The organism is Pseudomonas sp. R1-1, from assembly GCF_051132135.1.
GTDB lineage: Bacteria > Pseudomonadota > Gammaproteobacteria > Pseudomonadales > Pseudomonadaceae > Aquipseudomonas.
This window is the reverse complement of the sequence record NZ_CP071663.1, coordinates 4,018,291-4,042,350: the sequence shown is the minus strand read 5'-3', so window position 1 is coordinate 4,042,350 and position 24,060 is coordinate 4,018,291. Positions and strand designations below refer to the sequence as shown.

Sequence of the window (24,060 nt, the reverse complement as noted above, 5' to 3'; positions counted from 1 at the left end):
GATCGATCATTCACTGGTAAGGGCCGTGACCGGGTCGAGCCGGGCAGCTTTGCGGGCCGGCATGAAGCCGAAGACGACGCCGGTCACCAGGGCGCAGGCAAACGCGCCGAGCAACGCCAGCAACGAGAAGGCGACGGCGACTTCACTGAGAATCAGCACACCACCCACAATCAGTGCCAGGGCGATCCCGGCGATGCCGCCGACCACCGACAGCACCACCGCCTCGGTGAGGAACTGACGGAGGATGTCGCGTTGGCGCGCACCGGTGGCCATGCGAATACCGATCTCACGGGTGCGTTCGCGCACGGTCATCAGCATGATGTTCATCACGCCGATGCCGCCGACCAGCAGCGAAATCGCCGCAATCGAACCGAGCATCAGCGACAGGGTGTTCTGCGTGCGCGCTTCGGCCTGGATCATCGCGGCGTTGTTGGTCAGCTCGAAATCTTTCTTGCCGTTGTGCAATTGCAGCATCAGTTGTTCGATGGCCTGCTCGGCGTCCTTGACCTTGCCGGCGTCGGTGGCAGCAATGGCGACGTACTCAGGATCGCGCGTACCGAACAGCCGAACACTGGCAGCGGAGTAGGGGATGGCGATGCGGTTGTCGCTGTCGGAGTCGCCGGAACTCGCGCCTTTTTCCGCGAGCACGCCGACCACCTGAAACGGTACGTTCTCGATCAGGATGTATTGGCCGATCGGGTTGGCGATGTCCTTGAGCAGTTTGATTCGTACCTTATGGCCGATCACCGCGACGGCGGCTGCGTTGGCTTCGTCGGCCTCGGTGAAGTAGCTGCCTTGCACCACCGGCCAGTTGAAAATCGCCGGGAAGTTCGTGTCGTTGCCGCCGACGTAACTCAAATGGTCGGCATTGCCGAAGCGTACGCCGGCCTCGGCGCCATTGACCGGCATGATCCGTTGCACTTGCGGCAGGCTTGCCAGAGCCCGCACGTCATCGAGGGTGACGATCCCTGGCGGCGTGCGCGGATTGGGCGCCGAGCCGCTGAGGTAAATGATGTTCGAGCCGAACGCGCCCATCTGCGCCATGACCTGGCGCTTGCTGCCTTCGCCGACGGCGAGCATCACTACCACCGAGGCCACGCCGATGATGATCCCCAGCAGGGTCAATGCCGTACGGAAGCGGTTGATCCACATCACCCGCCACGCCGCGTGCAGGGCGTCGACCAGTTCGCCTTTCCACGCGCCGGTGGCTTCGGCACCTTCGCTCAGGCGCTTGCGCAGGTCGACCGCTTGCAAGGCGCCGGGGGTGGCGCTGGTCTGGGCTTCGGGGTTGTCCCGGGCGCTGTCACTGATGATCAGACCGTCACTGATTTCGATGATGCGTTTGGCCCGCGCCGCCACTTCGCGGTCATGGGTGATAAGAATCACCACATGACCCTGACTCGCCAATTCGTCAAGCAGCGCCATGACCTCTTTGCCGCTGTGGCTGTCGAGGGCGCCGGTTGGTTCGTCGGCGAGAATGATGTGGCCGCCGTTCATCAAGGCGCGGGCGATCGAGACCCGCTGTTGCTGGCCGCCGGACAACTGGTGCGGACGGTTGCCGGTGCGCGAGGCCAGACCGAGACGGTCGAGCAGGGCGGCGGCGCGGGCATGACGTTCGGCGGCCGGGGTGCCGGCATAGATCGCCGGCATCTCGACGTTTTCCTGGGCCGAGCCGGACGGAATCAGGTGATAGCCCTGAAACACGAAACCGAACGCTTCGCGACGCAGCCAGGCCAGTTCATCGCTGTCCAGGCCGGCGACGTTTTCCCCGGCAAAACGGTATTCGCCACAGGTCGGCCGGTCGAGGCAGCCGAGGATGTTCATCAGCGTCGATTTGCCGGAGCCGGACGCGCCGACAATCGCCACGAATTCACCGGCGTGGATCGCCAGGTCAATGCCGCGCAGCACATGCACTTGCGGCGCGTCGCCACCACCGTAGGATTTGCGGATGTCCCGCAGGTCGATCAGGGGCGTTTGCATTCAACCCCCGCTGCCGCTGGCCGGGCCGATCAGCAGATGATCGCCTTCATTGAGGCCGTCGAGAATCTGCACCTTGAGCCGGTCACTGATGCCGGTGCGCACTTCGCGGGATTCGATCTTGCCGTTGGCGGCGACCACTTGCGCGGTCTGCCGATCAGCTCTGCTGCTGCCTTGCAGGGCGGCCACCGGCGCGGTGAGTACGTCTCTAGCCTGATCGGCGACGAAGAACACCTGCGTGGTCATCTCCGCCATCAGGGCGTTGTCGGCGTTATCGACATCCAGCAGCACGGTGTAAAGCACCACCCGGGCGCTGCCGCTTTTACTGCTGCTGGCCGGGCTGCCGCCGCCCTGGCTGGTCTGGTCCAGCGGCTTGGGTGGCACCGGCAAAATCTGTCGGACCTTACTGCTCCAGCGCCGGTTGCCGCCGCTGAGTGTGGTGAAGTACGCGGTCATGCCCGGTTTGACGTGGCCGATATCGGCTTCCGAGACCTCGGCCCACACGGTCATCGGCGACAGCTTGGCGATGCGCAAAATTAGTGGCGTCTGTTGCTGGGCATTCAGGGTCTGGCCTTCGCGTGCGTCGAGGGCAACCACGGTGCCGGCCATCGGCGCGTAGATCTGCGTGTAGCCGAGTTCGGCCTGATCGCTGCGCAGGCTGGCTTCGGCCTGGCGTATCTGCGCCTGGAACATGTCGATGCGTGCTTGCGTGGCTTTCAGTTCGGCGCGGGCGGTCTGCACGTCTTCTTCACGGGTCGCGCCGCCAGCCGCGAGGTTTTGCTGACGCTGGTATTTCTGCTGCGCCAGTTCGTGCTGGGCGCGCTGCTCCTGCCATTGCGCCTTGAGGTTTTCAATCGAGAAACGCCCGGCGTCGAGTTTGGCTTTTTGCGTCGACGGATCGATTTCCACCAGCAACTGGCCTTCCTTGACCACGTCACCGACTTCGACGTGGATCTTGCGAATCTGCCCGGAAGCCTGCGCACCGACGTCCACATAGCGGCGCGGTTGCAGGGTGCCGAGGGCGGTGACGCTGCTTTCTATATCCCCGCGCGACACTAGCACGGTGGCAAATTTTTCCCGACCCGGTGGCAGCATCTGCCACGCGGCGTAACCGACAACCGGGATCAGACAGAGGACTACGAGCAGGGCGCGTCGGGCAGGGCGGGGACGTTTCATGCAGGGTTCCGGCCAGTGGAAATCGGCCCGTCGTTCGGCTGGCACAATCAGGTTGGGGCCACATCGAACGCTGTCACTGGGCGCGACAGACACGGGAAGCTGTCCTGTAAACGTGGCAAGGGCAGGGGAATTTAAGCGGGGACACACAAAGTTACAGCTATAGAACCGCACTATTTGTCGGTCAAGGCCAAACACTACTTTAAATCTATATGAGAATTACTATAAATTACGCTCCTCAAGTTGCCACTATCTTGCTACTGCCGTTTGCGGCGTCGCCGAACAGTGCGCTCAAGGACAGAAACCGCAGGTTTGCGGCCGGGAGTCATGTTGGAAAACTACTATCGAGAGCTGGTGTGTTTCCTGAACGCCAAGCTCGGCAACCGTCAGGTCGCCGAAGATGTGGTGCATGACGCTTATCTGCGGGTGCTCGAACGCTCCAGCGAAACCCCGATCGAACAGCCCCGCGCATTTCTCTACCGCACGGCGTTGAACCTGGTCATCGACGACCATCGGCGCAATGCCCTGCGCCAGGTCGAATCACTGGAAGTGCTCGACAACGAAGAGCGCTACTTCACTCCGTCGCCGCACAGCACGCTCGACCATGGTCAGCGACTTGACATGCTGCAGCGCGCCCTGGCCGAGTTGCCGCCGCTGTGCCGCGACAGTTTCCTGCTGCGCAAGATCGAAGGCCTGTCGCACCCGGAAATCGCCGAGCAATTGGGTATTTCCAAGGCGCTGGTGGAAAAACACATCGTCAACGCGATGAAACATTGCCGCCAGCGGATCAAGCAATGGGACGCCCATTGAGCCGGCACCGTTAAATTTTATTTCCCTGTCCTCGTTCCTACTCAACAGACGACCTGCTGTCCTGCTCAAGGCCAGTCGGGTCACTTAGGCTCTCCTTGCCCCTTGTTGAGGGGTTCATCCAGAGGACACTGGAAATGACTCAGGCAATTGCATCGCCCATCGTTCACGACCTGATCGGCGTCGGTTTCGGCCCTTCGAACCTGGCGCTGGCCATCGCTCTGCAAGAGCGCGGGCCGACCCACGGCGAGCTGGATGTGCTGTTCCTCGACAAGCAGGCCGATTACAGCTGGCACGGCAACACCCTGTCGACCCAGAGCGAATTGCAGATTTCCTTCCTCAAGGACCTGGTGACCCTGCGCAATCCGACCAGCCCCTATTCGTTCGTTAACTATCTGAAGTATCACGGCCGTCTGGTCGATTTCATCAACCTCGGCACGTTTTACCCATGCCGCATGGAGTACAACGACTACCTGCGCTGGGTGGCCGGGCAGTTCACCGCGCAGAGCCGTTACGGCGAAGAAGTGTTGACCATCGAACCGGTCCTGCATAACCAGCAGGTCGAGGCGTTGCGGGTGATTTCCCGTGGCAGCGACGGCCAGCAGTACGTGCGCACCACGCGTTCGGTGGTGGTCAGTGCCGGCGGTACCCCGCGTATTCCCGAGGCGTTCAAGGCGCTGAAGGGCGATCGCCGGGTCTTCCATCACTCGCAGTACCTGTCGCAAATGGCCAAACAGCCGTGCGTGAACAATCAGCCGATGAGCATCGCCATCATCGGCGGTGGGCAGAGCGCGGCAGAAGCGTTCATCGATCTCAACGATTCGTTCCCGTCGGTGCAGGTCGACATGATCTTGCGCGGTTCGGCGCTGAAGCCGGCGGACGACAGCCCGTTCGTCAACGAAGTGTTCTCGCCGGAATTCACCGACCTGGTGTTCCAGCAGAACAGCGCCGAGCGTGAGCGTCTGGTCAACGAGTATCACAACACCAACTACTCGGTGGTCGACATCGACCTGATCGAACGCATCTACGGCATCTTCTATCGGCAAAAGGTCTCCGGGATCGCCCGGCATGCCTTCCGCACCCTGACCACCGTCGAGAGCGCCACTGCGACTGACAACGGTGTCGAACTGGCGGTGCGCAACAACGCCACCGGCGAAGTCACCGTGCGGCATTACGATGCGGTGGTGCTGGCCACCGGTTATGAACGGCAGATGCACCGCAAGCTGCTGGCGCCGCTGGAAGAGTATCTGGGCGAGTTCGAGGTTGACCGCCATTACAAACTGATCACCGATGAGCGCTGCAAGGCCGGCATCTACATGCAGGGCTTCTGCCAGGCCAGCCATGGCCTGAGCGACACCTTGCTGTCGGTGCTGCCGATCCGCGCGGACGAAATTGCCGGTTCGCTATACGAGCATGGCAGGCACCGTGGGCAGCGGTCGGTGGCGGATCTGCTGCTGGCGACTGCCAGCTGAAATCTGCTGCGCCAGACACACCGCAATCGCTAGCAGGCTAGCTCCCACAGTGGAGGGTTGTGAACACAAAATCGGTGTTCGCCCCGGAACCCCTGTGGGAGCCAGCTGAAACCTGCTGCGCCAGACACACCACAATCGCTAGCAGGCTAGCTCCCACAGTGGAGGGTTGTGAACACAAAATCGGTGTTCGCCCCGGAACCCCTGTGGGAGCCAGCTGAAATCTGCTGCGCCAGACACACCGCAATCGCTAGCAGGCTAGCTCCCACAGTGGAGGGTTGTGAACACAAAATCGGTGTTCGCCCCGGAACCCCTGTGGGAGCCAGCTGAAACCTGCTGCGCCAGACACACCACAATCGCTAGCAGGCTAGCTCCCACAGTGGAGGGTTGTGAACACAAAATCGGTGTTCGCCCCGGAACCCCTGTGGGAGCCAGCTGAAACCTGCTGCGCCAGACACACCACAATCGCTAGCAGGCTAGCTCCCACAGTGGAGGGTTGTGAACACAAAATCCGTGTTCGCCCCGGAACCCCTGTGGGAGCCAGCCTGCTGGCGATGAGGGCCTTGAGAGCGCCTGAGAGTCTGCTTCCTGAACCCTTCCTGAACATCCCGCACATGCCATTCTTTTGCCGTTTACTCCCGACATATCCGGGGCGTAAGCTCCACGCGTTTTCATCAATAGCGGAGACCCACAGTGGGTACTTGTTCGAGTGACAGTTGTCGGCCGGTCTCGGTAACCGGCAGATGCTCGGCAAGATAACGCGCAGCCTTTCCCTGCCGTTGTCTCGCCGTAACAGCGAGCAGCGGCATCCCGTGCATGGCCCGTCCTGGGCATGCCTTGACGTCCCTCTCATCGACGCTGAACAGAGCGTGATGACGACTTTATTGTCGTAATCGCAGCCCTATCGACACGCCGGTCTTTTTGACCGGCGCGCCACGCCTTGCCGTGCCGGTTTTCCCGGCGGCAGCGGTGCGGTCGTACCTGCTTGACGGTTTCCCGGCTGACCACAGGGGCAACAGCCATGAAACTTACGCTCAAGGAATTTTTCGCAGGCTTCCTGCGCAACCGCCACATCGCCCGGCACTTCCGTCGTCTGGCGCTGCTGGAGTCGCTCAACGACAGCACGGTCAGCCGTGAAGTCCCGTCAACCCTGGCCAACACGCTGGTCGCTGCCGCGCATTGCGACAGCAGCGAATTGCTGGCATCGCTCGGCAGCCATTGCGAAGGCCTGCGCGATGTCGAAGTCGACGCACTGCGCGCGCAACACGGCTTCAACGAGGTCGAGCACGAGCAACCGCTGCCCTGGTGGACGCATTTGTGGCACTGCTACAAAAACCCGTTCAACCTGCTGCTGACCTTGCTGGCAGTGATCTCATGGCTGACCGAAGACTTGAAGGCCGCCGTGGTGATTTTCTCCATGGTGGTGCTGTCGACGCTGCTGCGCTTCTGGCAGGAAAGCAAATCCAACCAGGCTGCCGATGCGCTCAAAGCCATGGTCAGCAACACCGCCACGGTGCTGCGCCGTGACGCGCCGCGCAGCGAGTTGCCGATCAAGCAACTGGTGCCAGGTGATCTGATCGTGCTCTCGGCCGGCGACATGATTCCCGCTGATTGCCGGGTGCTCAGCGCCAAGGATCTGTTCGTCAGCCAGGCGGCGATGACCGGTGAATCGATGCCGGTGGAGAAATTCCCGCGCCAGACCGATCGCGATACGTGCAATCCGCTGGAGCTGGACAACATTCTGTTCATGGGCACCAACGTCGTGTCCGGTACTGCCGTGGCGGTGATCCTCACCACCGGCAATCACACCTATTTCGGCGCGCTGGCGCAGCGGGTCGGGGCGACTGATCGGGCGGTGACCTCGTTCCAGCAAGGGGTCAACAAGGTCAGCTGGCTGTTGATCCGTTTCATGTTCGTCATGGCGCCGCTGGTGTTGTTCATCAATGGTTTCACCAAGGGTGACTGGACTGAAGCGCTGCTGTTCGCGCTGTCGATCGCGGTCGGCCTGACCCCGGAAATGCTGCCGATGATCGTCACCTCGACCCTGGCCAAGGGCGCGGTGTTTCTGTCGCGCAAGAAAGTCATCGTCAAGCGCCTCGACGCGATCCAGAACTTCGGCGCCATGGACGTGCTGTGCACCGACAAGACCGGCACCCTGACCCAAGACAAGATCTTCCTCGCGCGCAATGTCGACGTCTGGGGCGAAGATTCTGACGACGTGCTGGAAATGGCCTATCTCAACAGCTACTACCAGACCGGTCTGAAAAACCTGCTCGATGTGGCAGTGCTGGAACACGTGGAAATCCATCGTCAGCTGAAAGTCGGCACGGCGTTTCGCAAGGTCGATGAAATCCCGTTCGACTTCAATCGCCGGCGCATGTCGGTGGTGGTCGAAGGTCGTGGCCAGGCGCATCAATTGGTTTGCAAAGGCGCGGTGGAGGAGGTGTTGGCGGTGTGCAGCCGGGTGCGGCATGGCGAGGCTGATGAAGCCTTGAGCGATGAACTGCTGAGCCGGATTCGTCAGGTCACTGCAGCGTTCAACGCTGAAGGCTTGCGCGTGGTGGCGGTGGCGGCTCGCTCGATGCCCGAAGGTCGCGATGTTTACAGCCTCGCCGACGAACAGGATCTGACGCTGATCGGTTACGTGGCGTTCCTCGATCCGCCCAAGGAAAGCACGGCGCCGGCGCTCATGGCTCTGGCCGCACATGGCGTGGCGGTGAAAGTGCTGACCGGTGACAACGAACTGGTGACAGCGAAGATCTGCCGTGAAGTCGGCCTCGCTCAGCAAGGCTTGCTGATGGGCAACGATATCGAGCGCATGAGCGATGCCGAACTGGCCGTGGCGGTGGAGCGAACCAACGTCTTCGCCAGGCTGACGCCGTCGCACAAGGAACGCATCGTGCGCATCCTCAAAGGCAACGGCCATGTGGTTGGCTTCATGGGCGACGGCATCAACGATGCGCCAGCGCTGCGTACTGCCGATATCGGGATTTCCGTCGACAGTGCGGTGGACATCGCCAAGGAAGCGGCCGACATCATTCTCTTGGAAAAGAGCCTGATGGTGCTGGAGGAGGGCGTGCTCGAAGGGCGGCGCACCTTCGCCAACATGCTCAAGTACATCAAGATGACTGCCAGCTCTAACTTCGGCAACGTGTTCTCGGTGCTGGTGGCCAGTGCGTTCATTCCATTCCTGCCGATGCTGCCGATGCACTTGCTGGTGCAGAACCTGCTTTATGACATTTCGCAGATTGCCATTCCGTTCGATAACGTCGACGAGGACATGCTGAAACAACCGCAGCGCTGGCAGCCGGGCGAAGTGGGGCGTTTCATGCTGTTTTTTGGCCCGATCAGTTCGATTTTCGACATCACCACGTTTGCCTTGATGTGGTACGTGTTCGATGCCAACACGCCGGACCACCAGACGCTGTTTCAGTCTGGCTGGTTTGTGGTCGGGCTGCTGACCCAGACGTTGATCGTGCACATGATTCGCACGCCGAAGATTCCGTTTCTGCAGAGCCGTGCTGCGATGCCGCTGCTGGTGATGACCGGGATGATCATGGCGGTCGGGATTTTCTTGCCGATGGGGCCGTTGGCGCATTACTTCAAGTTGCAGGCATTGCCGTCGCTGTATTTTGTGTTTTTGCCGGTGATTCTGTTGGCGTATATGGGGCTGACTCAGGCGGTGAAGGGGTTTTATGTTCGGCGGTTTGGCTGGCAATGATTGTTCTGTGCTGTGTTGGTTTTTTGGGTACATATCCGTTGCTGCGGTAACGGCTGCTTATGGTTTCGCCCTTACGGCGAGTCCCTTTTTCAGACGCCGGAGTGCCGGCCCAGCAAAAAGGAACCAAAAGGCTTTGCTCCTGCGTACGGCCCTCGCAGGCTCGGGTTCCTTCGCTGCGGGATCGATCCGGGCGCAGCGGCTACGGTTTGCTGCGCTGCACCTACGTCCGCTGTGTCTGGCTACGCCAGACGGTCGCTGCGCTCCCACGCCCGGATCAATCCCTGCGCTCAGCCTTCCGATGTCGCCGGTTAGGCAAGATCAAGGGCACTCGAGCTTGCGCTCATTGTTGAGTGGTTAGAAGCGGCGCATGGCTTGAGATTTACGGTGTATTTGCCCCTCGCCCCAGCCCTCTCCCCGAGGAGAGGGAGCCGATTTTGGTTGGTTTCGAAATTTGTATTCGACTCGGTTGCATGTCGGCATACCTCTCGAATTCACCTCGGTCAGTTCCCTCTCCCTCCGGGAGAGGGCTAGGGTGAGGGGCTTTTGACGTGGCTTTTGATTTCAGGCCCGCCCGAGGTAACGCGTTGCCGCGCCGCCATCAGCAGCACCCTGGCACTGGGCTGCAACAGCGCCGCGCCGGCACAGCCTCGGATTAATGACCGATTTTTTAGGAAAAGTCCTACAGAGCCCGGCATGGGCGATTGCGTAGGCTTGCCCACCCAGAAATCCTGACAGCGGGAGAATGACCATGATCAACAAAGCCCTGCGCATCCTGATCGCCGACACCCAGCATTTTCACCGGATGAAAATCGAGCGCCTGTTCAACAGCCTCGATTATTACCGCGTGGCCCCGGCGCAAAGCCTCGCCGAGCTGTTGACGCTGGTCGACTACGGCTGCGAGCCGTTCGATGCGGTGGTCATCAATGCCGATCTGGCCGGTTCGCTCGACCTGCTGGGGTTTTTCCTCGATAACCCGCAGGTGCGGCAGGCCTTGATCTACAACGAACGCACGGCGCCATTGCACTGCGCTGCCGGGTTTGCTCAGGACAACGTACAGATCAGCCCGCTGGCCCTGCCAGGCCTGCCGTCGATCGAGCAATTGATGACACTGGTCGATGCGCCCGCCACCCGCGCCGAGGCGTTGGCCCGGCCGCCATTTGCGGCGGTGCGCAGGGCAGCCCATGCATAAAACATCAATGTGCACAACTGTCAGACCTGACAGGTGATTTGCCCACCGTTCCGTGTAACAGTCCCCGCGCAGCCACCGAGTCCGGATTCGCCGACACCGGTGGGCTGTTCGTCGGGCTATGCACTGGGAGTGGTCATGAAGTCAGCGCTGATCGTCGACGATCATCCGGTGGTGCGCGCCGCCATCCGGATCGTGTTGCAAGCTGAAGGATTCAAACTGATTCACGAGGCTTCTCAGGGCAACGAGGTGCTGGCGCTGATTCGTGAGCATCAGCCGCAACTGGTGATCCTCGATATCAACCTGCCGGCGCTCGGCGGGCTGGAGGTGCTGGCACGGATCAAGGCCAACGATCTGGACTGCCGCGTGCTGGTATTCAGTACTCACGATCCGTTGTTTTATCAGGAGCGCTGCCTGCGCGCCGGGGCCATGGCGTATGTGACCAAGACCAATCAGTTGCAGCAGTTGCACAAAGCCATTCAGGCATTGATGTCGGGCTACACCTATTTCGCCGCGCTGTCGGATAACGCTAGCGTGCTGAACGCGGTGCAGACCACCGAGAAGGAAATGATCGATCAGCTTTCCAACCGTGAGCTGAGCATTCTCGAGCAATTGGGCCAGGGCAAGTCCAACAAGTCGATCGCCGAGGACATGCACCTGAGCCACAAGACCGTCAGCACTTACAAGACCCGGTTGATGAAAAAACTTGGCGTCAACTCAGCGGTGCACTTGCGCGATTTCGCCAAGCGCAATCATGTCATCTGAGCGCGCGACCATGCGCCAGGGAGGCTGGATCGTCGGGCTGTGGTTGAGCCTGACCGCGCTATGCGCGGCGAGTGAATCACCGCAGGTGCTGGAAGTGCTGACCCGGACCGGCCTGGAAAATGTCCAGTTGCGCCTCGACGCTCAGGACCGGCAATGGCTGCGTCAGCACCCGCTGTTGCGCATGGGCATTTCCGGGCCGGATTACCCGCCATTCGAATTGACCCGCAACCAGCATGAACTCGAAGGGCTGACCGCTGATTACGCCGATCTGCTGGCGCAGTTGCTCGGCATCCGCATCGAGGTGCGCCGGTTTGCCGACCGTGAGGCGGTGATGGCTGCGCTCAGGCGTGGCGAGGTTGATCTGCTCGGCACCTCCAACAGCTTTGAAATCGGCGATCCGGCCTTTGTGTTGTCCCGGCCGTACGCCGAAGATCAACCGATGCTGGTGACTCGCCTCGACGAACAGATACCGACCGATCTGGCCGGCAAACGTCTGGCGATGGTCGAGGACTATCTACCACTGGCGGCCGTGCAAGGCTTTTATCCGCTGGCCCACGTGCAGCGTTACCCGTCGGCGATGGACGCACTCGGTGCGGTGGCGTTCGGCGCAGACGACGTGTACCTCGGTGATTTCATCAGCGCCAACTACCTGATCAACACCAATTATCGCAACGACCTGCAACTGGCCGGGCCGTCGGGCCTGGATGCCAATGCGTTCGGCTTCGCCTTGCTGCGCAGCGATGCGCGGCTCAAACGCATCGTCGATCTGGCGCTGGCGGCCATTCCCATGGAGCGCCGGCAACGCATCGAACAGCGCTGGAGCGCCGGTCTGGCGGAAATGGCGGAGCAGTCGCGGGTGCAACTCAGCGCCAGCGAGCAGGCCTGGCTCGATGAGCACCCGGTCGTGCGAGTCGGCGCCATCGAAGATTTCGCGCCGCTGACGTTTTTCGATGCCGACGGCCGTTTCAGCGGGCTCACGGCGCAGTTGCTGAGCCTGATCAGCCAGCGCAGCGGGCTCAACTTCGAGATCGTGCGCGGAACCTCGCTGGACCGTCAGATCGAGCAGCTCAAGGCCGGCGAGCTGGACCTGTTGCCGGTGGTGACGCCCAGCAGCGAGCGCGAAACCGAGCTGCAGTTCACTCGCGCCTACCTGAACAATCCGTTCGTGCTGGTCAGCGCAAGCACCTGGCAGGGGCCGCTCCCGCTGGACGAACTGGCGGGCAAGCGTCTGGCAATCTACCGCGGCCATCCGTTGCGCAGTTATCTGGTGGCCCGTGTGCCGAGCTTGCGCCTGGTCGAAACCGCGAGCCCGGCCGACGGCATGGCGATGATCCTCAAGGGCCAGGTCGACGTCACGGTGAGTTCGTTGGTGGTGGCGCGGTTTCTGATTGCCCGCCATTACCGCGAACGCCTGCGTATTACCGGCACGGTCGGTGATCAACCGGCGCGCATTGCCTTGGCGACCGCACCGCACCTGCCGGCGCTGCATTCGATCCTGAACAAGGCACTGTTGAGCATCGCCCCGCAGCAGATGGATGAACTGGTCGAGCGCTGGAGCCATGAGGTGGTGGTCGATGACAGTTACTGGCTGCGCCATCGCCACGAAATACTCCTCGGTTTTGCGGCAGCGGCGTTGCTGTTGGCGCTGGCGCTGGGCTGGATCGTCTGGCAGCGCCGCCAGTTGCGGCGCCGTCAACAATGGCTGCAGCAACTGCAGGACGCCAAGGATGCGGCGGACGATGCCAATCGCGCCAAGACCACGTTTCTGGCGACCATGAGCCATGAAATCCGCACGCCGATGAACGCCTTGATCGGCATGCTCGAACTGGCCTTGAAACGCGCAGAGGAGGGCGTGACCGATCGTCTGGCGATTCAGGTGGCGTCCAACGCCGGGCAACAATTGCTGGCGCTGATCGGCGACATTCTCGACATCGCGCGGATCGAGACCGGGCATCTGTCCCTCGCGCCTGAACGCGCCAACCTGCGTGAACTGGTGCTCTCGGTGTGCCGGGTCTTCGAGGGGCTGGCGCGGCAGAAACACTTGCTTTGGCATCTGCAACTCGATACCCGGAGCAACGTCGACGTATTGATCGACCCGACACGTTTCAAGCAGGTGCTGTCGAACCTGCTGAGCAACGCCATCAAGTTCACTGACGAGGGCCAGGTCAGCTTGCATCTGGTGGTCAGCGCTGCGCCGACCGGGCGCTTGGCGGTGAGGGTGTTGATCAAGGACAGCGGCGTGGGGATCAGTCCCGAAGATCGACAACGACTGTTCAGCCCGTTCGTGCAGGCGAGCAATCACGCGCAATCGGCGCGCAGCGGTTCCGGGCTGGGCCTGGTGATCAGCCGCAACCTGTGCGAGATGATGGGCGGCACTCTGCGACTGGACAGCGTGCCCGATGAAGGCACGCAGGTGGAGGTCAGTCTCGAGTTGCCGCTGCTGGCGGCGCTTGCGCAAGCCGCGTCGGCTCCCGTTATGGTTGCCACGGCGGCGCGTTCGCTGAATGTGCTGGTGGTCGATGATCATCCGGTCAACCGTCTGCTGTTGTGCTGGCAACTGAGTGAACTCGGCCATCGGACGGTCGACACCGACAACGGCGACGACGCCCTGCAGCGCTGGCGGACGCAGGCATTCGACGTGGTGATTACCGATTGCAACATGCCGCGGCGCAACGGCTATCAGCTCGCACAGGCGATTCGTGAGCAAGAATCGCTGGCCGAACGCACACCGTGCCTGCTGCTGGGTTTCACCGCCAATGCACAGACCGAGGAACGCGCTCGCTGTCTGGCCGCCGGCATGGACGATTGCCTGTTCAAGCCGATTCGCTTGCACGATCTGGCCCAGGCATTGGCCGCCGCCAGCCATTGCGACATGCCGGCGGAGCAGGTAGCAACCTCTTCGCTGGCGGAAATCGACCTCAGTACGCTGGAGCAAATGGCTGGCAATGATCGCGGTTTGATCGAGCGCCTGCGCGAGGAAGTGCTGAACAGCTTGCGCCTGGACCGGCAACTGCTGGCGGTGTTGCAGGATGACCGCGACCGCGCCGGGTTGCGCGAGCTGGCGCATCACATCAAGGGTGGCGCGCAGATGGTCGGCGCGGCGCGGGTGGTGGCGGCCTGTGTCGACCTGGAACGGGCTTGCGCTGACGGGCAAACGCCGCTGCCGAACACGGTAATCGAGGCGTTGCGCGACTCTATGGACAGCCTCGCGCAACACCTGCAAACCGGATAGAGCCGCTGCGGTTTTGGTGGGAGCCAGCCTGCTGGCGATTGCAGCGCTGCAAATTCTGTTGGCAAACCATTGTTCCTCTGATGGAACGCTGAAGCCGGTTTTCGCCCTCTAGTCCGATATTGGTCAGGCGGTTAGGATGAATCCAATGCTTTTATCCAGATTGGAGACCCCATGAAAAACCTTATCGGTATCTACACCAGCCCGCGCGGCCATTGGGTCGGCGATGGTTTTCCGGTGCGCACGCTGTTTTCCTACGACAACCTGGGCAAACACATCAGCCCGTTCCTGCTGCTCGATCATGCCGGCCCGGCCGAATTCACGCCGACCACGGAACAACGCGGCGTGGGCCAGCATCCGCATCGCGGTTTCGAAACCGTGACAATTGTTTACGATGGCGAAGTGCAGCACCGCGATTCTACCGGCAGTGGCGGGCTGATCGGCCCCGGCGATGTGCAGTGGATGACGGCTGCGTCGGGGATTCTGCATGAAGAGTTTCACTCGGAAAACTTCGCCAGAACCGGTGGCAAACTGGAGATGGTGCAGTTGTGGGTCAACTTGCCCGCCAAGGACAAGATGGCCGCGCCGGGGTATCAGACCATTCTCGACAGTGACATTCCGCGCATCGCGCTCAAGGATGACGCTGGCAGCCTGCGTTTGATTGCGGGTGAGTTCGAGGGGCATAAAGGGCCGTCGCGCACGTTTACGCCGATTGATGTGTGGGATTTGCGGCTGAACGCTGGCAGGTTGCTGACGCTTGATTTGCATGAAGGGCGTAATACGGCGTTGGTGGTGTTGCGGGGTTCGGTGCGGGTCAATGCTGGGGAGTCGGCGGCTGTCGGGCAGTTGGTATTGTTCGAGCGCGCGGGGCGGGCGGTGTCGCTTGAGGCGGCTGAGGATGCGGTGGTGTTGTTGCTCAGTGGCGAGCCGATCGATGAGCCGATTGTCGGGCATGGTCCGTTTGTGATGAATTCGGAGGCGGAGATTCATCAGGCGTTTGTTGATTTTCAGTCGGGGCGGTTTGGGCGGATGCGGAGTTGAGGCTGCGCCGGATACTGTGGGAGCGAGCCTGCTCGCGAAGGCTTTTTTCCAGGCGCTGGTTTTTTGTTTTGTGTACATATCCGTTGCTGCGGTAACGGCGGCTTAGGGTTCCGCCCTTACGGCGGGTCACCTTTTTCAAACGCCAAAAAGGTAACCCAAAACGCTTGCTCCTGCGTTCGGCCCTCGCAGGCTCGGGTTCCTTCGCTCCGGGATCGATCCGGGCGCAGCGGCTACGGTTTGCTGCGCTGCACCTCCTTCCGCTGTGTCTGGCTGCGCCAGACGGTCGCTGCGCTCCCACGCCCGGATCGATCCCTCCGCTCAGCCTTCCGACGTCGCCGGTGGGTCAAGATCAAGAGCACTCGAGCTAACGCTCATTGTTGAGTGGTTAGAAGCGCCGCATGGCTTTGGATTTTTGGTGTGGCTGCCCCTCACCCCAGCCCTCTCCCGAGGGAGTGGGAGCCGATTTGTGGGCCGTTCAAAACCTGAGTTCGACTCGGTTTTCATGTTGACGTAGTTCTTCCGATCACCACCGTCAGTCCCCTCTCCCTCCGGGAGAGGGCTAGGGTGAGGGGCTTTTGATTTTTCAGCATGATTTCAAGCACCCCCCAGCCCCCCAGCCTCCCAACATCACCGCTAGACCAAATCCAAAACCGCACCAAAATCATTTGCTCCTACACTGTGCCAATCTGTGCGATCTTCTCGCGATTGGCCTTCGTCGGAGTTGTTTGATGCTGTCTCTGCTGACCGAACATCCGCTGTTTAGCGCGTTTATCCTGATCCTGCTCGATCTTGGTCTGTGGCGGTTGATCAGTTCCCGTGGCAGTGAGTGGAAGCTGTTGGTGCGGGTGCTGATTTTTGCGTTGTTCAGTGTGTTGCTGTTCAACGAAGGGCTCAATCCGATGGAGCCGGCGCCGTGGGCGGAGAATGTGCCGTTGCATCTGGCGGCGACGGGGTTGCAGATCGGTTGGTGGCTGTTCGGTGCGCGGACGCTGACGGTGTTGATCGGTGCGGTGATGATGCAGCGGGTCGGGCATACCGGGCGGTTGTTGCAGGATTTGCTCGGGGCGGTGATCTTTCTGGTCGCGATCATTGCGGCGCTGGCCTATGTGCTCGATCTGCCGGTCAAAGGTGTGCTGGCGACTTCTGGCGCGTTGGCGATCATTGTCGGTCTGGCGTTGCAGAGCACGCTCAGCGACGTGTTCTCGGGGATCGTCCTTAACACCACCAAGCCTTACCAACTCGATGACTGGATTTCCATCGACGGCACCGAGGGCCGGGTGACCGATATCGATTGGCGCGCCACGCGTCTGCAAACCAGCCAGGGCAGCATGGCGGTGATTCCCAACTCGTTGGCGGCGAAGGCCAAGATCATCAATTTCAGTCGGCCAAGCAATATGTTCGGCGTTGCGGTGAGTGTGCAGGTCAGCCCGCATGCGCGGCCCAGCTCAGTGATCGAGGCGCTGGAGCGGGCGATGCAGGGCTGTCGGCAATTGCTCGACACCCCGGCGCCGAGCGTCGCGCTGAAAAGCTCCGCCAGCGCTGGCGCGGAGTACGAGATCAGCGGTTTTGTCGCGTCGATGGGCGAGAAGCGTGTCGTGCGCAATCAGCTGTTCGACCTGGCGTATCGGCATCTGCAGGCGTCCGGCGTCAATCTGCTGTCGAGTAATGAAACCGGCATCGCGCCGCACTTGTCGCGCCCGCGGGCATTGCTCGACAGTTCGCCGATCTTCTCGACCCTGCGCGAGGAGGAGAAGGACACCTTCAGCCAGAACATGAACCTGCAAACCTTCCGCGCCGACGAGATCATCCTGGCGGGCGGGGAGGTCAGCGATCATTTGTTCATCATCGAGTCCGGCGTGGTCTCGGTGACATTGAAGCGCCACGGCACCACGTTCGAATCCGGACGCATGGGCCCGGGCGAGGTGATTGGCGAAGCGGGGATCCTGTCTGACACCGCGCTGCCGGCGGACTTCTCGGCGAAGACGTTCTGCGCCTTGTACCGCATCGAAAAGTCCTATCTGAAACCTTGTCTGGATGCCCGTCACGACATCCACGACGCCATGCAGGCCTTGCTCGATTTCCGCTTGCACAAGGCGCAAGCGCTGACCGAGGAGACCCCGGAGGTCGCGCCCAAACGCGGCTTTCTGCAATGGCTGCGCAATCGGGCCTGAGGTCACCGCTGTTATCGAATGCAACCTGCGCGGCGCTCTCGGGGTCACTATTGGCATACCCACTGGCCGGAGTTGCAGACGATGAAAAACCTGCGGATCGCCACCTTCAATGTCAACGGCATGCGAGCGCGGCTGCCGAATCTGCTGGAATGGCTAAAGCGCGAGCAGCCCGACATCGTCTGCCTGCAAGAGCTCAAATCGGTGGACAGCGCCTTTCCCGCCGCCGAGCTGGAAGCGGCCGGTTATGGCGCGATCTGGCAGGGCCAGGCGTCGTGGAACGGTGTGGCGATTCTGGCACGCGATGCGCAACCGCTGGAGAGTCGCCGCGGCCTGCCCGGTGACGCGGATGACACGCAGAGCCGCTACATCGAAGCGGCGGTGCACGGCGTGCTGGTCGGCTGTCTGTATCTGCCCAACGGCAACCCGCAACCGGGGCCGAAATTCGATTACAAACTGGCGTGGTTCGAACGGCTGATCACCTACGCCAAAGACCTGCAAAGTGGCGATCACCCGGTAGTGCTAGCCGGCGATTACAACGTCGTGCCCACCGACATGGACATCTACAACACCCGCTCATGGCTCAAGGATGCCTTGCTGCAACCGGAGAGTCGTGAGTGCTACCAACGGCTGCTCGATCAAGGCTGGACCGATTCGCTGCGTCATCTGTATCCCGAGGAGCGCATTTATACGTTCTGGGACTATTTTCGCCAGCATTGGCAAACCAACTCCGGCCTGCGCATCGATCACCTGCTGCTCAACCCGGCGCTGAGTCCGTATCTGCATGACGCCGGAGTAGACGCCTGGGTGCGCAACGAGCCGCACGCCAGCGACCATGCGCCAACGTGGATCCGCATCGGCTCGCGCAAGAAGCGCTGATGGCGATTGGCGAAATCAATTGTCGGAACGTGCGCCCGATCCGTATACATGGCGAGCAGCAACGCAGTGATCTGCGGCCTCCCTGCAAAAGGACCGAGCAATGAGCGCGCCACGCCTGAAGAATCTGAAGCTGTACCTGCAACGCCTGGGGTTCGATTCACCGCCGCCGGCGACGCTGGAGACGCTGCGCCAGTTGCAATTACGCCATACCGGCGTGTTTCCTTTCGAGAACCTGACAACCATCACCGGCGCGCCAGTGCTGATCGATCTGCCGTTCATTGAACAGAAAATCCTGCTCGGTGGTCGCGGCGGTTATTGCTATGAACTCAATCATCTGTTCTTCGCGCTGTTGCTGGAGCTGGGCTTCGAAGCTCGGGCGATCAGCGGGCGCGTGGTGATGAATCAGCCCGAAGGCAGCTGGACGGCGCGTACCCATCGTTTGAGCCTGGTGACAATCGAGGGCCACCGCTACATCACCGACGTCGGCTTCGGCGGCATGGTGCCCACCGCACCGTTGCGGCTCGACACCGAAGCCGAACAAGCGACTCCGCACGAACCCTATCGCCTCGAACACCAGCCCGACGGCTACATGCTCCGCGCCAACGTGGCCGGCGAGTGGCGGCCCATGTACCTGTTCGACCTGCAACGTCAGGAGGACATCGATTACACCGTCGGCAACTGGTACGTCTCGACGCACCCGCAGTCACCGTTCACTCAGCGGTTGATGGTCGCCCGTACTGGCGATGGCTGGCGCAAGACGCTGAACAACGGCAGCTTCGCTATCCATCACATGGGCGCGGAGAGTGAGCGGCGCGAGGTGACCGAGGTCGACGAGTTGATCGACGTGCTGCAACGCGAGTTTGGCCTTGATGTGGATGATTTGCCGCGTATTCGCCAGGCACTGGCGCGGGTGATTACGCCTGCCGCGCCTAGGGTTTGACGTCCGGTTCGAGCACGCGGCGGATTTCGCCGATCGCGGCCGAAAGCTTCCTTTCCAGACTCTTCAGATCGCCGGCCGTAATGCCTTTTTTGAATTGTCCACTAACGCCCGAATCATCCGGCTGTTGCTGGCGGGCAGTGTCGAGCAAGGCGTGGCGCAGCGTGTTGTTGATGACAGTCTGATAGCCGAACCCCTCATGGTCCGCGGCCGTACGCGCCGCTTCGATTACCGCGTCATCGAGCATGATGGTGATGCGCGTCTTGCCTTTGTTGGGCGCAACAGCACCGCGTTTGCCAGTGGAAAAGTCATATTCGTCTTGCATGGCTCAAGCCTCCTGAAAATAGGCACGTCGTTCGCTCGGTGTGGCGAGGCGTGCGGAGATGATTCGAACGTCATTCACTTCTCGGTAGCTGTACGCAACGACCAGCACGCGCTCCTTTGCATCGAGCCCAAGGCTGATCCAGCGTTGTTCGTCATGATCGTTGTCCTCAAGCGTCAGTGCGCGTTCGTCGTGCAAGACGGGTTCGACCTCGGCAAGGCTGATGCCTTTGTGCTTGAGTTTGTTGGCTGCGTTCTTGCTTTTGTCGTACTGAATTTTGAATGACTTCATTATGCATACTTTATATGTATAAGAAAGGATGCGACCGTACCGCTGGTCGCCATGAACACTTCAGCCTAGTGGGCATGTGCATGGACGCTGACGAGGATGTGTTGCCGGATTTGTGAGGCAGAAGCCGCAGGCTAGAAGGTTGGGTGGCTAACTAACCATTATGTGACTGACAAGTTGTATACAACTCTATGGACATTTGTCACGGGTATTGAATACAGTGTGCGCATAACAAAAACCAGGGAACCCCCCACCATGAAAACGCCCCATGTTTCACACCCACGGCCCGAGGACGAAAATCTCGGGGTCGGCGCGAATATGGCTTACGGCCTGCAACATGTGCTGACCATGTACGGCGGTATCGTTGCGGTGCCACTGATCATCGGCCAGGCGGCCGGCCTGTCGCCGGCGGACATCGGTTTGTTGATTGCTGCTTCATTGTTTGCGGGGGGGCTGGCGACGCTGCTGCAAACCCTGGCTCTGCCGTTTTTTGGCTGTCAGTTGCCGCTGGTGCAGGGCGTGTCGTTTTCCGGCGTGGCGACCATGGTCGCGATCGTCAGCAGTGGCGGGGAGGGCGGCTTTCAGTCGGTGCTCGGCGCGGTGATTGCGGCGTCCTTGATAGGGCTGTTGATCACCCCGGTGTTCTCGCGCATTACCAAGTTCTTTCCGCCGCTGGTCACCGGTATCGTGATCACCACCATCGGCCTGACGCTGATGCCGGTGGCGGCGCGCTGGGCGATGGGCGGCAACAGTCATGCACCGGACTTCGGCAGCATGCAGAACATCGGTCTGGCGGCGGTCACGCTGGTACTCGTGTTGCTGCTAAGCAAGGTCGGCAGTGCGACCATTTCGCGTCTGTCGATCCTGTTGGCCATGGTGATCGGCACGGTGCTGGCGGTGTTCCTCGGCATGGCCGATTTCTCCAGTGTCACCACCGGCCCGATGTTCGGCTTCCCGACGCCGTTTCACTTCGGCATGCCGACCTTCCACTTCGCCGCCATTCTGTCGATGTGCATCGTGGTCATGGTGACGCTGGTGGAAACCTCGGCGGACATTCTGGCGGTCGGTGAGATCATCGGCACCAAGGTCGACTCCAAGCGCTTGGGCAATGGCTTGCGCGCGGATATGCTGTCGAGCATGTTTGCGCCGATCTTCGGCTCGTTCACCCAAAGCGCCTTTGCGCAGAACGTTGGCCTAGTGGCGGTGACCGGCATCAAGAGCCGTTACGTGGTGGCCACGGGCGGTCTGTTCCTGGTGATCCTCGGCCTGTTGCCGTTCATGGGGCGGGTCATTGCCGCAGTGCCGACTTCGGTACTCGGCGGCGCCGGTATCGTGTTGTTCGGTACGGTGGCTGCGAGTGGCATTCGCACTTTGTCCAAGGTCGATTACCGCAACAACGTCAACCTGATCATCGTCGCCACTTCGATCGGTTTCGGCATGATCCCGATTGCCGCTCCAAGTTTCTACGATCAATTCCCGAGCTGGTTCGCGACGATTTTCCATTCGGGTATCAGTTCGTCGGCAATCATGGCGATCCTGCTCAACCTGGCGTTCAACCACTTCACCGCGGGTAACTCGGATCAGCAATCGGTGTTCGCTGCAGCAGAGGAGCGCACCTTGCGCTACCGCGATCTGGCCGCGCTGCGCGAAGGTGACTACTTCAGCGACGGCAAGCTGCATGACTGCGATGGCAAGGAAGTGCCGGTGATCGAGCCTGACGAACATGATCATGGGCACGGCGCAGCGAAAGTGCAGATCAAGAGCAGCGAACACGTTTGACGGCTGCGACTGAATGGAAAAGGGCCGATCTGTCATGGACAGATCGGCCCTTTTCATTGGCGCTTTTCGAGCGCCCACAAAAAAGCCCCTGAATCTTTCGATTCAGGGGCTTTGCTATTTGGCTCCACAACCTGGACTCGAACCAGGGACCCAATGATTAACAGTCATTTGCTCTACCAACTGAGCTATTGCGGAATTGGTGCGTATGTTACTGATTTAAAAAGACTAGTCAAGCGCCTGATGCAAAAGTGCGTGAATCTTCGGGACGGACGGTGATTTGTCAGTGATTGGCGGTTACCAGAAAAGCCCCAGCGGTCTACCATGACCGCCCGGAAGTGGTCACACGCGCTGCCGGCCATTCGCCGCAAAGGTACGCGCCATGCCTCAAATCACTCGCAACACCGAGGTGCTCGCATGAGCACTGCACAGATCAGCCTGCCCAAAGGGATCGGCCCGCACGCGGAAAAACTTTTCGATGCAATCGCCGGGGCCAGTACCGCCGAAGAATTGAACCGCGCCGGCGGCAAGGCCGAAGGGTTCGTCCTCGGCCTCGAAAGCAGCAAGACCATCAAGAGCCAGGTGGCCGAATCGCTGTATGTGATTTACGACGATGCCGCCGCTCAGCGCTTGGCTGAACTGGCTTAACTGCCGAAGGTAATCGTGCCGAGCATCAGCTTGGCATACGCCGCCGTTGCCGCCAGTTGCACCAGCCACAGGGCCAGGCCACCGAGGAATACCCCGGTGGCGACTTGCAGCACCAGGCTCTTTTCGCGTTTGGCCGAGGCGCGCGGGATGAAATCATCCAGATCGTCACGGTCGGCGCGCAGGTTGTCGTTTTTCATGTGGGTTCTCGCAAAACTTTCGAATGTACACAAAACCCTGTAGGAGTGAGCCTGCTCGCGATAGCGGTGTGTCAGTCATACATTTTCAGGCTGACAAAACGCTATCGCGAGCAGGCTCACTCCTACAGTTGGAATTGTGTGCAGTCTAGAGGTTACGGGGCGTTTTCAAAGACAAATAAAAAACGGGAAGCCCCAAGGCTTCCCGTTTTTCATCAAGCTGCGAAGTCAGATGACCTGAACAATCGCATCCGTCACAGCCTTGATGTTGCTCTGGTTCAACGCCGCCACGCAGATGCGGCCGGTGTCCAGGGCGTAGATGCCGAACTCGTTGCGCAGGCGATGAACCTGTTCAGTGGTCAGGCCCGAGTAGGAGAACATGCCGCGCTGACGACCGACGAAGCTGAAATCACGGCCCGGCGCTTTCTCTGCCAGCAGATCGACCATTTGCGTGCGCATGCCGCGAATGCGCAGACGCATTTCCGCCAGCTCGGCTTCCCACTGGGCGCGCAGCTCAGGGCTGTTCAGCACGGCGGCGACGATGCTCGCACCATGGGTCGGCGGGTTGGAGTAGTTGGTGCGGATCACGCGTTTGACTTGCGACAGCACGCGCGCGCTTTCTTCCTTCGATTCGCTGATGATCGACAGCGCGCCAACTCGCTCGCCGTACAGCGAGAACGACTTGGAGAACGAGCTGGAAACGAAGAAGGTCAGGCCGGACTCGGCGAACAGGCGCACCGCAGCGGCGTCTTCGTCGATGCCGTCGCCAAAACCCTGGTAGGCCATGTCGAGGAACGGCACGTGGCCTTTGGCTTTGACCGCTTGCAGGACATTGTTCCAGTCCGCCGGGCTCAGGTCGACGCCGGTCGGGTTGTGGCAGCAAGCGTGCAGGACAACGATCGAGCCGTTCGGCAGGGCGTTGAGGTCTTCGAGCATGCCGGCGCGGTTCACGTCGTGCGTGGCGGCGTCGTAGTAGCGGTAGTTCTGCACCGGGAAACCGGCGGTTTCGAACAGCGCGCGGTGGTTTTCCCAGCTCGGATCGCTGATCGCCACAACGGCGTTCGGCAGCAGTTGCTTGAGGAAGTCAGCGCCGATTTTCAGTGCGCCGGTGCCGCCGACGGCCTGGGTGGTGATGACGCGGCCAGCATCGATCAGCGGCGAGTCGTTACCGAACAGCAGCTTTTGCACGGCCTGGTCGTAGGCGGCGATGCCGTCGATCGGCAGGTAACCGCGCGAAGCGTGTTGCGCGACGCGAATCGACTCGGCTTCGATCACCGCGCGCAGCAGTGGAATTCGCCCCTCTTCGTTGCAGTAGACACCCACGCCCAGGTTGACCTTGGTGGTCCGGGTATCGGCGTTGAATGCTTCGTTGAGGCCCAGGATTGGATCGCGGGGTGCCATTTCGACAGCGGAGAACAGGCTCATTATTGCGGCGGCTCTGAATGGGATATGGAGGGACGTGTCGCGCTCCAGCCGGATG

At 60.9% G+C, this 24,060-nt stretch carries 18 protein-coding genes and 1 tRNA gene; 12 read left to right on the top strand and 7 right to left on the bottom strand.

What is annotated here, in order from left to right:
- Nucleotides 1-6: 6 nt before the first annotated feature.
- Both J3P75_RS18125 and J3P75_RS18120 read right to left on the bottom strand, forming a co-directional pair.
- Nucleotides 7-1,980: a MacB family efflux pump subunit gene (locus tag J3P75_RS18125; protein WP_434707688.1), complete on the bottom strand. Its 1,974-nt coding sequence runs from the start codon at nucleotides 1,978-1,980 to the stop codon at nucleotides 7-9.
- The gene (locus J3P75_RS18120; RefSeq protein WP_434707687.1) at nucleotides 1,981-3,153 is read right to left on the bottom strand and encodes an efflux RND transporter periplasmic adaptor subunit; all 1,173 of its coding nucleotides are present in this window, start codon (nucleotides 3,151-3,153) and stop codon (nucleotides 1,981-1,983) included.
- A 324-nt stretch (nucleotides 3,154-3,477) separates the two neighbouring features.
- On the opposite strand from J3P75_RS18120, the gene J3P75_RS18115 reads away from it, so the two are divergent.
- The 10 genes from J3P75_RS18115 (at nucleotide 3,478) to J3P75_RS18070 (ending at nucleotide 19,355) form a co-directional block, all read left to right on the top strand.
- Entirely contained in the window at nucleotides 3,478-3,960 is a 483-nt protein-coding gene (locus J3P75_RS18115) for a sigma-70 family RNA polymerase sigma factor (RefSeq protein ID WP_434707686.1), read from the top strand.
- A gap of 134 nt (nucleotides 3,961-4,094) precedes the next feature.
- Nucleotides 4,095-5,429 (top strand): lysine N(6)-hydroxylase/L-ornithine N(5)-oxygenase family protein, encoded by a 1,335-nt coding sequence (locus J3P75_RS18110; protein ID WP_434707685.1) that lies wholly within the window; start codon nucleotides 4,095-4,097, stop codon nucleotides 5,427-5,429.
- A 1,018-nt stretch (nucleotides 5,430-6,447) separates the two neighbouring features.
- A complete protein-coding gene (mgtA, locus tag J3P75_RS18105) occupies nucleotides 6,448-9,147 on the top strand; it encodes a magnesium-translocating P-type ATPase (RefSeq protein WP_434707684.1) in 2,700 nt (899 codons plus the stop codon).
- A gap of 748 nt (nucleotides 9,148-9,895) precedes the next feature.
- Nucleotides 9,896-10,336 (top strand): chemotaxis protein CheY, encoded by a 441-nt coding sequence (locus tag J3P75_RS18100; protein ID WP_434707683.1) that lies wholly within the window; start codon nucleotides 9,896-9,898, stop codon nucleotides 10,334-10,336.
- A 135-nt stretch (nucleotides 10,337-10,471) separates the two neighbouring features.
- On the top strand, nucleotides 10,472-11,098 hold the full coding sequence (locus J3P75_RS18095) for a response regulator (protein WP_434707682.1): 627 nt from the start codon (nucleotides 10,472-10,474) through the stop codon (nucleotides 11,096-11,098).
- Between the two features lie 10 nt (nucleotides 11,099-11,108).
- Entirely contained in the window at nucleotides 11,109-14,330 is a 3,222-nt protein-coding gene (locus J3P75_RS18090; RefSeq protein ID WP_434711335.1) for a transporter substrate-binding domain-containing protein, read from the top strand.
- A gap of 171 nt (nucleotides 14,331-14,501) precedes the next feature.
- A complete protein-coding gene (locus tag J3P75_RS18085; RefSeq protein ID WP_434707681.1) occupies nucleotides 14,502-15,368 on the top strand; it encodes a pirin family protein in 867 nt (288 codons plus the stop codon).
- A gap of 728 nt (nucleotides 15,369-16,096) precedes the next feature.
- A complete protein-coding gene (locus J3P75_RS18080; RefSeq protein WP_434707680.1) occupies nucleotides 16,097-17,539 on the top strand; it encodes a mechanosensitive ion channel domain-containing protein in 1,443 nt (480 codons plus the stop codon).
- An 81-nt stretch (nucleotides 17,540-17,620) separates the two neighbouring features.
- Complete coding sequence (gene xth / locus J3P75_RS18075; protein ID WP_434707679.1) at nucleotides 17,621-18,415, top strand: exodeoxyribonuclease III; 795 nt, start codon at nucleotides 17,621-17,623, stop codon at nucleotides 18,413-18,415.
- 100 nt (nucleotides 18,416-18,515) lie between these two features.
- Nucleotides 18,516-19,355 carry an arylamine N-acetyltransferase family protein gene (locus tag J3P75_RS18070; protein ID WP_434707678.1) on the top strand — a complete coding sequence of 280 codons (840 nt, stop codon included), beginning with the start codon at nucleotides 18,516-18,518 and terminating at the stop codon, nucleotides 19,353-19,355.
- On the opposite strand, the gene J3P75_RS18065 is transcribed toward J3P75_RS18070, so the two are convergent.
- Together J3P75_RS18065 and J3P75_RS18060 are read right to left on the bottom strand one after the other, a co-directional pair.
- On the bottom strand, nucleotides 19,345-19,677 hold the full coding sequence (locus J3P75_RS18065) for a BrnA antitoxin family protein (RefSeq protein ID WP_434707677.1): 333 nt from the start codon (nucleotides 19,675-19,677) through the stop codon (nucleotides 19,345-19,347). The genes J3P75_RS18070 and J3P75_RS18065 overlap by 11 nt on opposite strands.
- A gap of 3 nt (nucleotides 19,678-19,680) precedes the next feature.
- Entirely contained in the window at nucleotides 19,681-19,965 is a 285-nt protein-coding gene (locus J3P75_RS18060; RefSeq protein WP_434707676.1) for a BrnT family toxin, read from the bottom strand.
- Nucleotides 19,966-20,217: 252 nt separating this feature from the next.
- Here J3P75_RS18060 and J3P75_RS18055 point away from each other — a divergent pair, with 252 nt between their 5' ends.
- Nucleotides 20,218-21,741 (top strand): nucleobase:cation symporter-2 family protein, encoded by a 1,524-nt coding sequence (locus J3P75_RS18055; protein ID WP_434707675.1) that lies wholly within the window; start codon nucleotides 20,218-20,220, stop codon nucleotides 21,739-21,741.
- A gap of 119 nt (nucleotides 21,742-21,860) precedes the next feature.
- Here the strand turns inward: J3P75_RS18055 and J3P75_RS18050 are convergent.
- Nucleotides 21,861-21,936 (bottom strand) — tRNA-Asn (locus J3P75_RS18050).
- A 219-nt stretch (nucleotides 21,937-22,155) separates the two neighbouring features.
- Here J3P75_RS18050 and J3P75_RS18045 point away from each other — a divergent pair.
- Complete coding sequence (locus J3P75_RS18045; RefSeq protein ID WP_434707674.1) at nucleotides 22,156-22,386, top strand: hypothetical protein; 231 nt, start codon at nucleotides 22,156-22,158, stop codon at nucleotides 22,384-22,386.
- Here the strand turns inward: J3P75_RS18045 and J3P75_RS18040 are convergent.
- Nucleotides 22,383-22,583, bottom strand: coding sequence for a hypothetical protein (locus J3P75_RS18040; protein WP_090282632.1), 201 nt, complete (start codon nucleotides 22,581-22,583; stop codon nucleotides 22,383-22,385). The genes J3P75_RS18045 and J3P75_RS18040 overlap by 4 nt on opposite strands.
- A gap of 225 nt (nucleotides 22,584-22,808) precedes the next feature.
- Nucleotides 22,809-24,005 (bottom strand): amino acid aminotransferase, encoded by a 1,197-nt coding sequence (locus J3P75_RS18035; protein ID WP_203421470.1) that lies wholly within the window; start codon nucleotides 24,003-24,005, stop codon nucleotides 22,809-22,811.
- Between the last annotated feature and the right edge of the window lie 55 nt (nucleotides 24,006-24,060).

Excerpts from the sequence above, each read along its gene's own strand:
- J3P75_RS18125 (WP_434707688.1), bottom strand. The coding sequence starts at position 1,980 with ATGCAAACGCCCCTGATCGACCTGCGGGACATCCGCAAATCCTACGGT.
- J3P75_RS18120 (WP_434707687.1), bottom strand. The coding sequence starts at position 3,153 with ATGAAACGTCCCCGCCCTGCCCGACGCGCCCTGCTCGTAGTCCTCTGT.
- J3P75_RS18115 (WP_434707686.1), top strand. The coding sequence starts at position 3,478 with ATGTTGGAAAACTACTATCGAGAGCTGGTGTGTTTCCTGAACGCCAAG.
- J3P75_RS18110 (WP_434707685.1), top strand. The coding sequence starts at position 4,095 with ATGACTCAGGCAATTGCATCGCCCATCGTTCACGACCTGATCGGCGTC.
- mgtA (WP_434707684.1), top strand. The coding sequence starts at position 6,448 with ATGAAACTTACGCTCAAGGAATTTTTCGCAGGCTTCCTGCGCAACCGC.
- J3P75_RS18100 (WP_434707683.1), top strand. The coding sequence starts at position 9,896 with ATGATCAACAAAGCCCTGCGCATCCTGATCGCCGACACCCAGCATTTT.
- J3P75_RS18095 (WP_434707682.1), top strand. The coding sequence starts at position 10,472 with ATGAAGTCAGCGCTGATCGTCGACGATCATCCGGTGGTGCGCGCCGCC.
- J3P75_RS18090 (WP_434711335.1), top strand. The coding sequence starts at position 11,109 with ATGCGCCAGGGAGGCTGGATCGTCGGGCTGTGGTTGAGCCTGACCGCG.
- J3P75_RS18085 (WP_434707681.1), top strand. The coding sequence starts at position 14,502 with ATGAAAAACCTTATCGGTATCTACACCAGCCCGCGCGGCCATTGGGTC.
- J3P75_RS18080 (WP_434707680.1), top strand. The coding sequence starts at position 16,097 with ATGCTGTCTCTGCTGACCGAACATCCGCTGTTTAGCGCGTTTATCCTG.
- xth (WP_434707679.1), top strand. The coding sequence starts at position 17,621 with ATGAAAAACCTGCGGATCGCCACCTTCAATGTCAACGGCATGCGAGCG.
- J3P75_RS18070 (WP_434707678.1), top strand. The coding sequence starts at position 18,516 with ATGAGCGCGCCACGCCTGAAGAATCTGAAGCTGTACCTGCAACGCCTG.
- J3P75_RS18065 (WP_434707677.1), bottom strand. The coding sequence starts at position 19,677 with ATGCAAGACGAATATGACTTTTCCACTGGCAAACGCGGTGCTGTTGCG.
- J3P75_RS18060 (WP_434707676.1), bottom strand. The coding sequence starts at position 19,965 with ATGAAGTCATTCAAAATTCAGTACGACAAAAGCAAGAACGCAGCCAAC.
- J3P75_RS18055 (WP_434707675.1), top strand. The coding sequence starts at position 20,218 with ATGAAAACGCCCCATGTTTCACACCCACGGCCCGAGGACGAAAATCTC.
- J3P75_RS18045 (WP_434707674.1), top strand. The coding sequence starts at position 22,156 with ATGAGCACTGCACAGATCAGCCTGCCCAAAGGGATCGGCCCGCACGCG.
- J3P75_RS18040 (WP_090282632.1), bottom strand. The coding sequence starts at position 22,583 with ATGAAAAACGACAACCTGCGCGCCGACCGTGACGATCTGGATGATTTC.
- J3P75_RS18035 (WP_203421470.1), bottom strand. The coding sequence starts at position 24,005 with ATGAGCCTGTTCTCCGCTGTCGAAATGGCACCCCGCGATCCAATCCTG.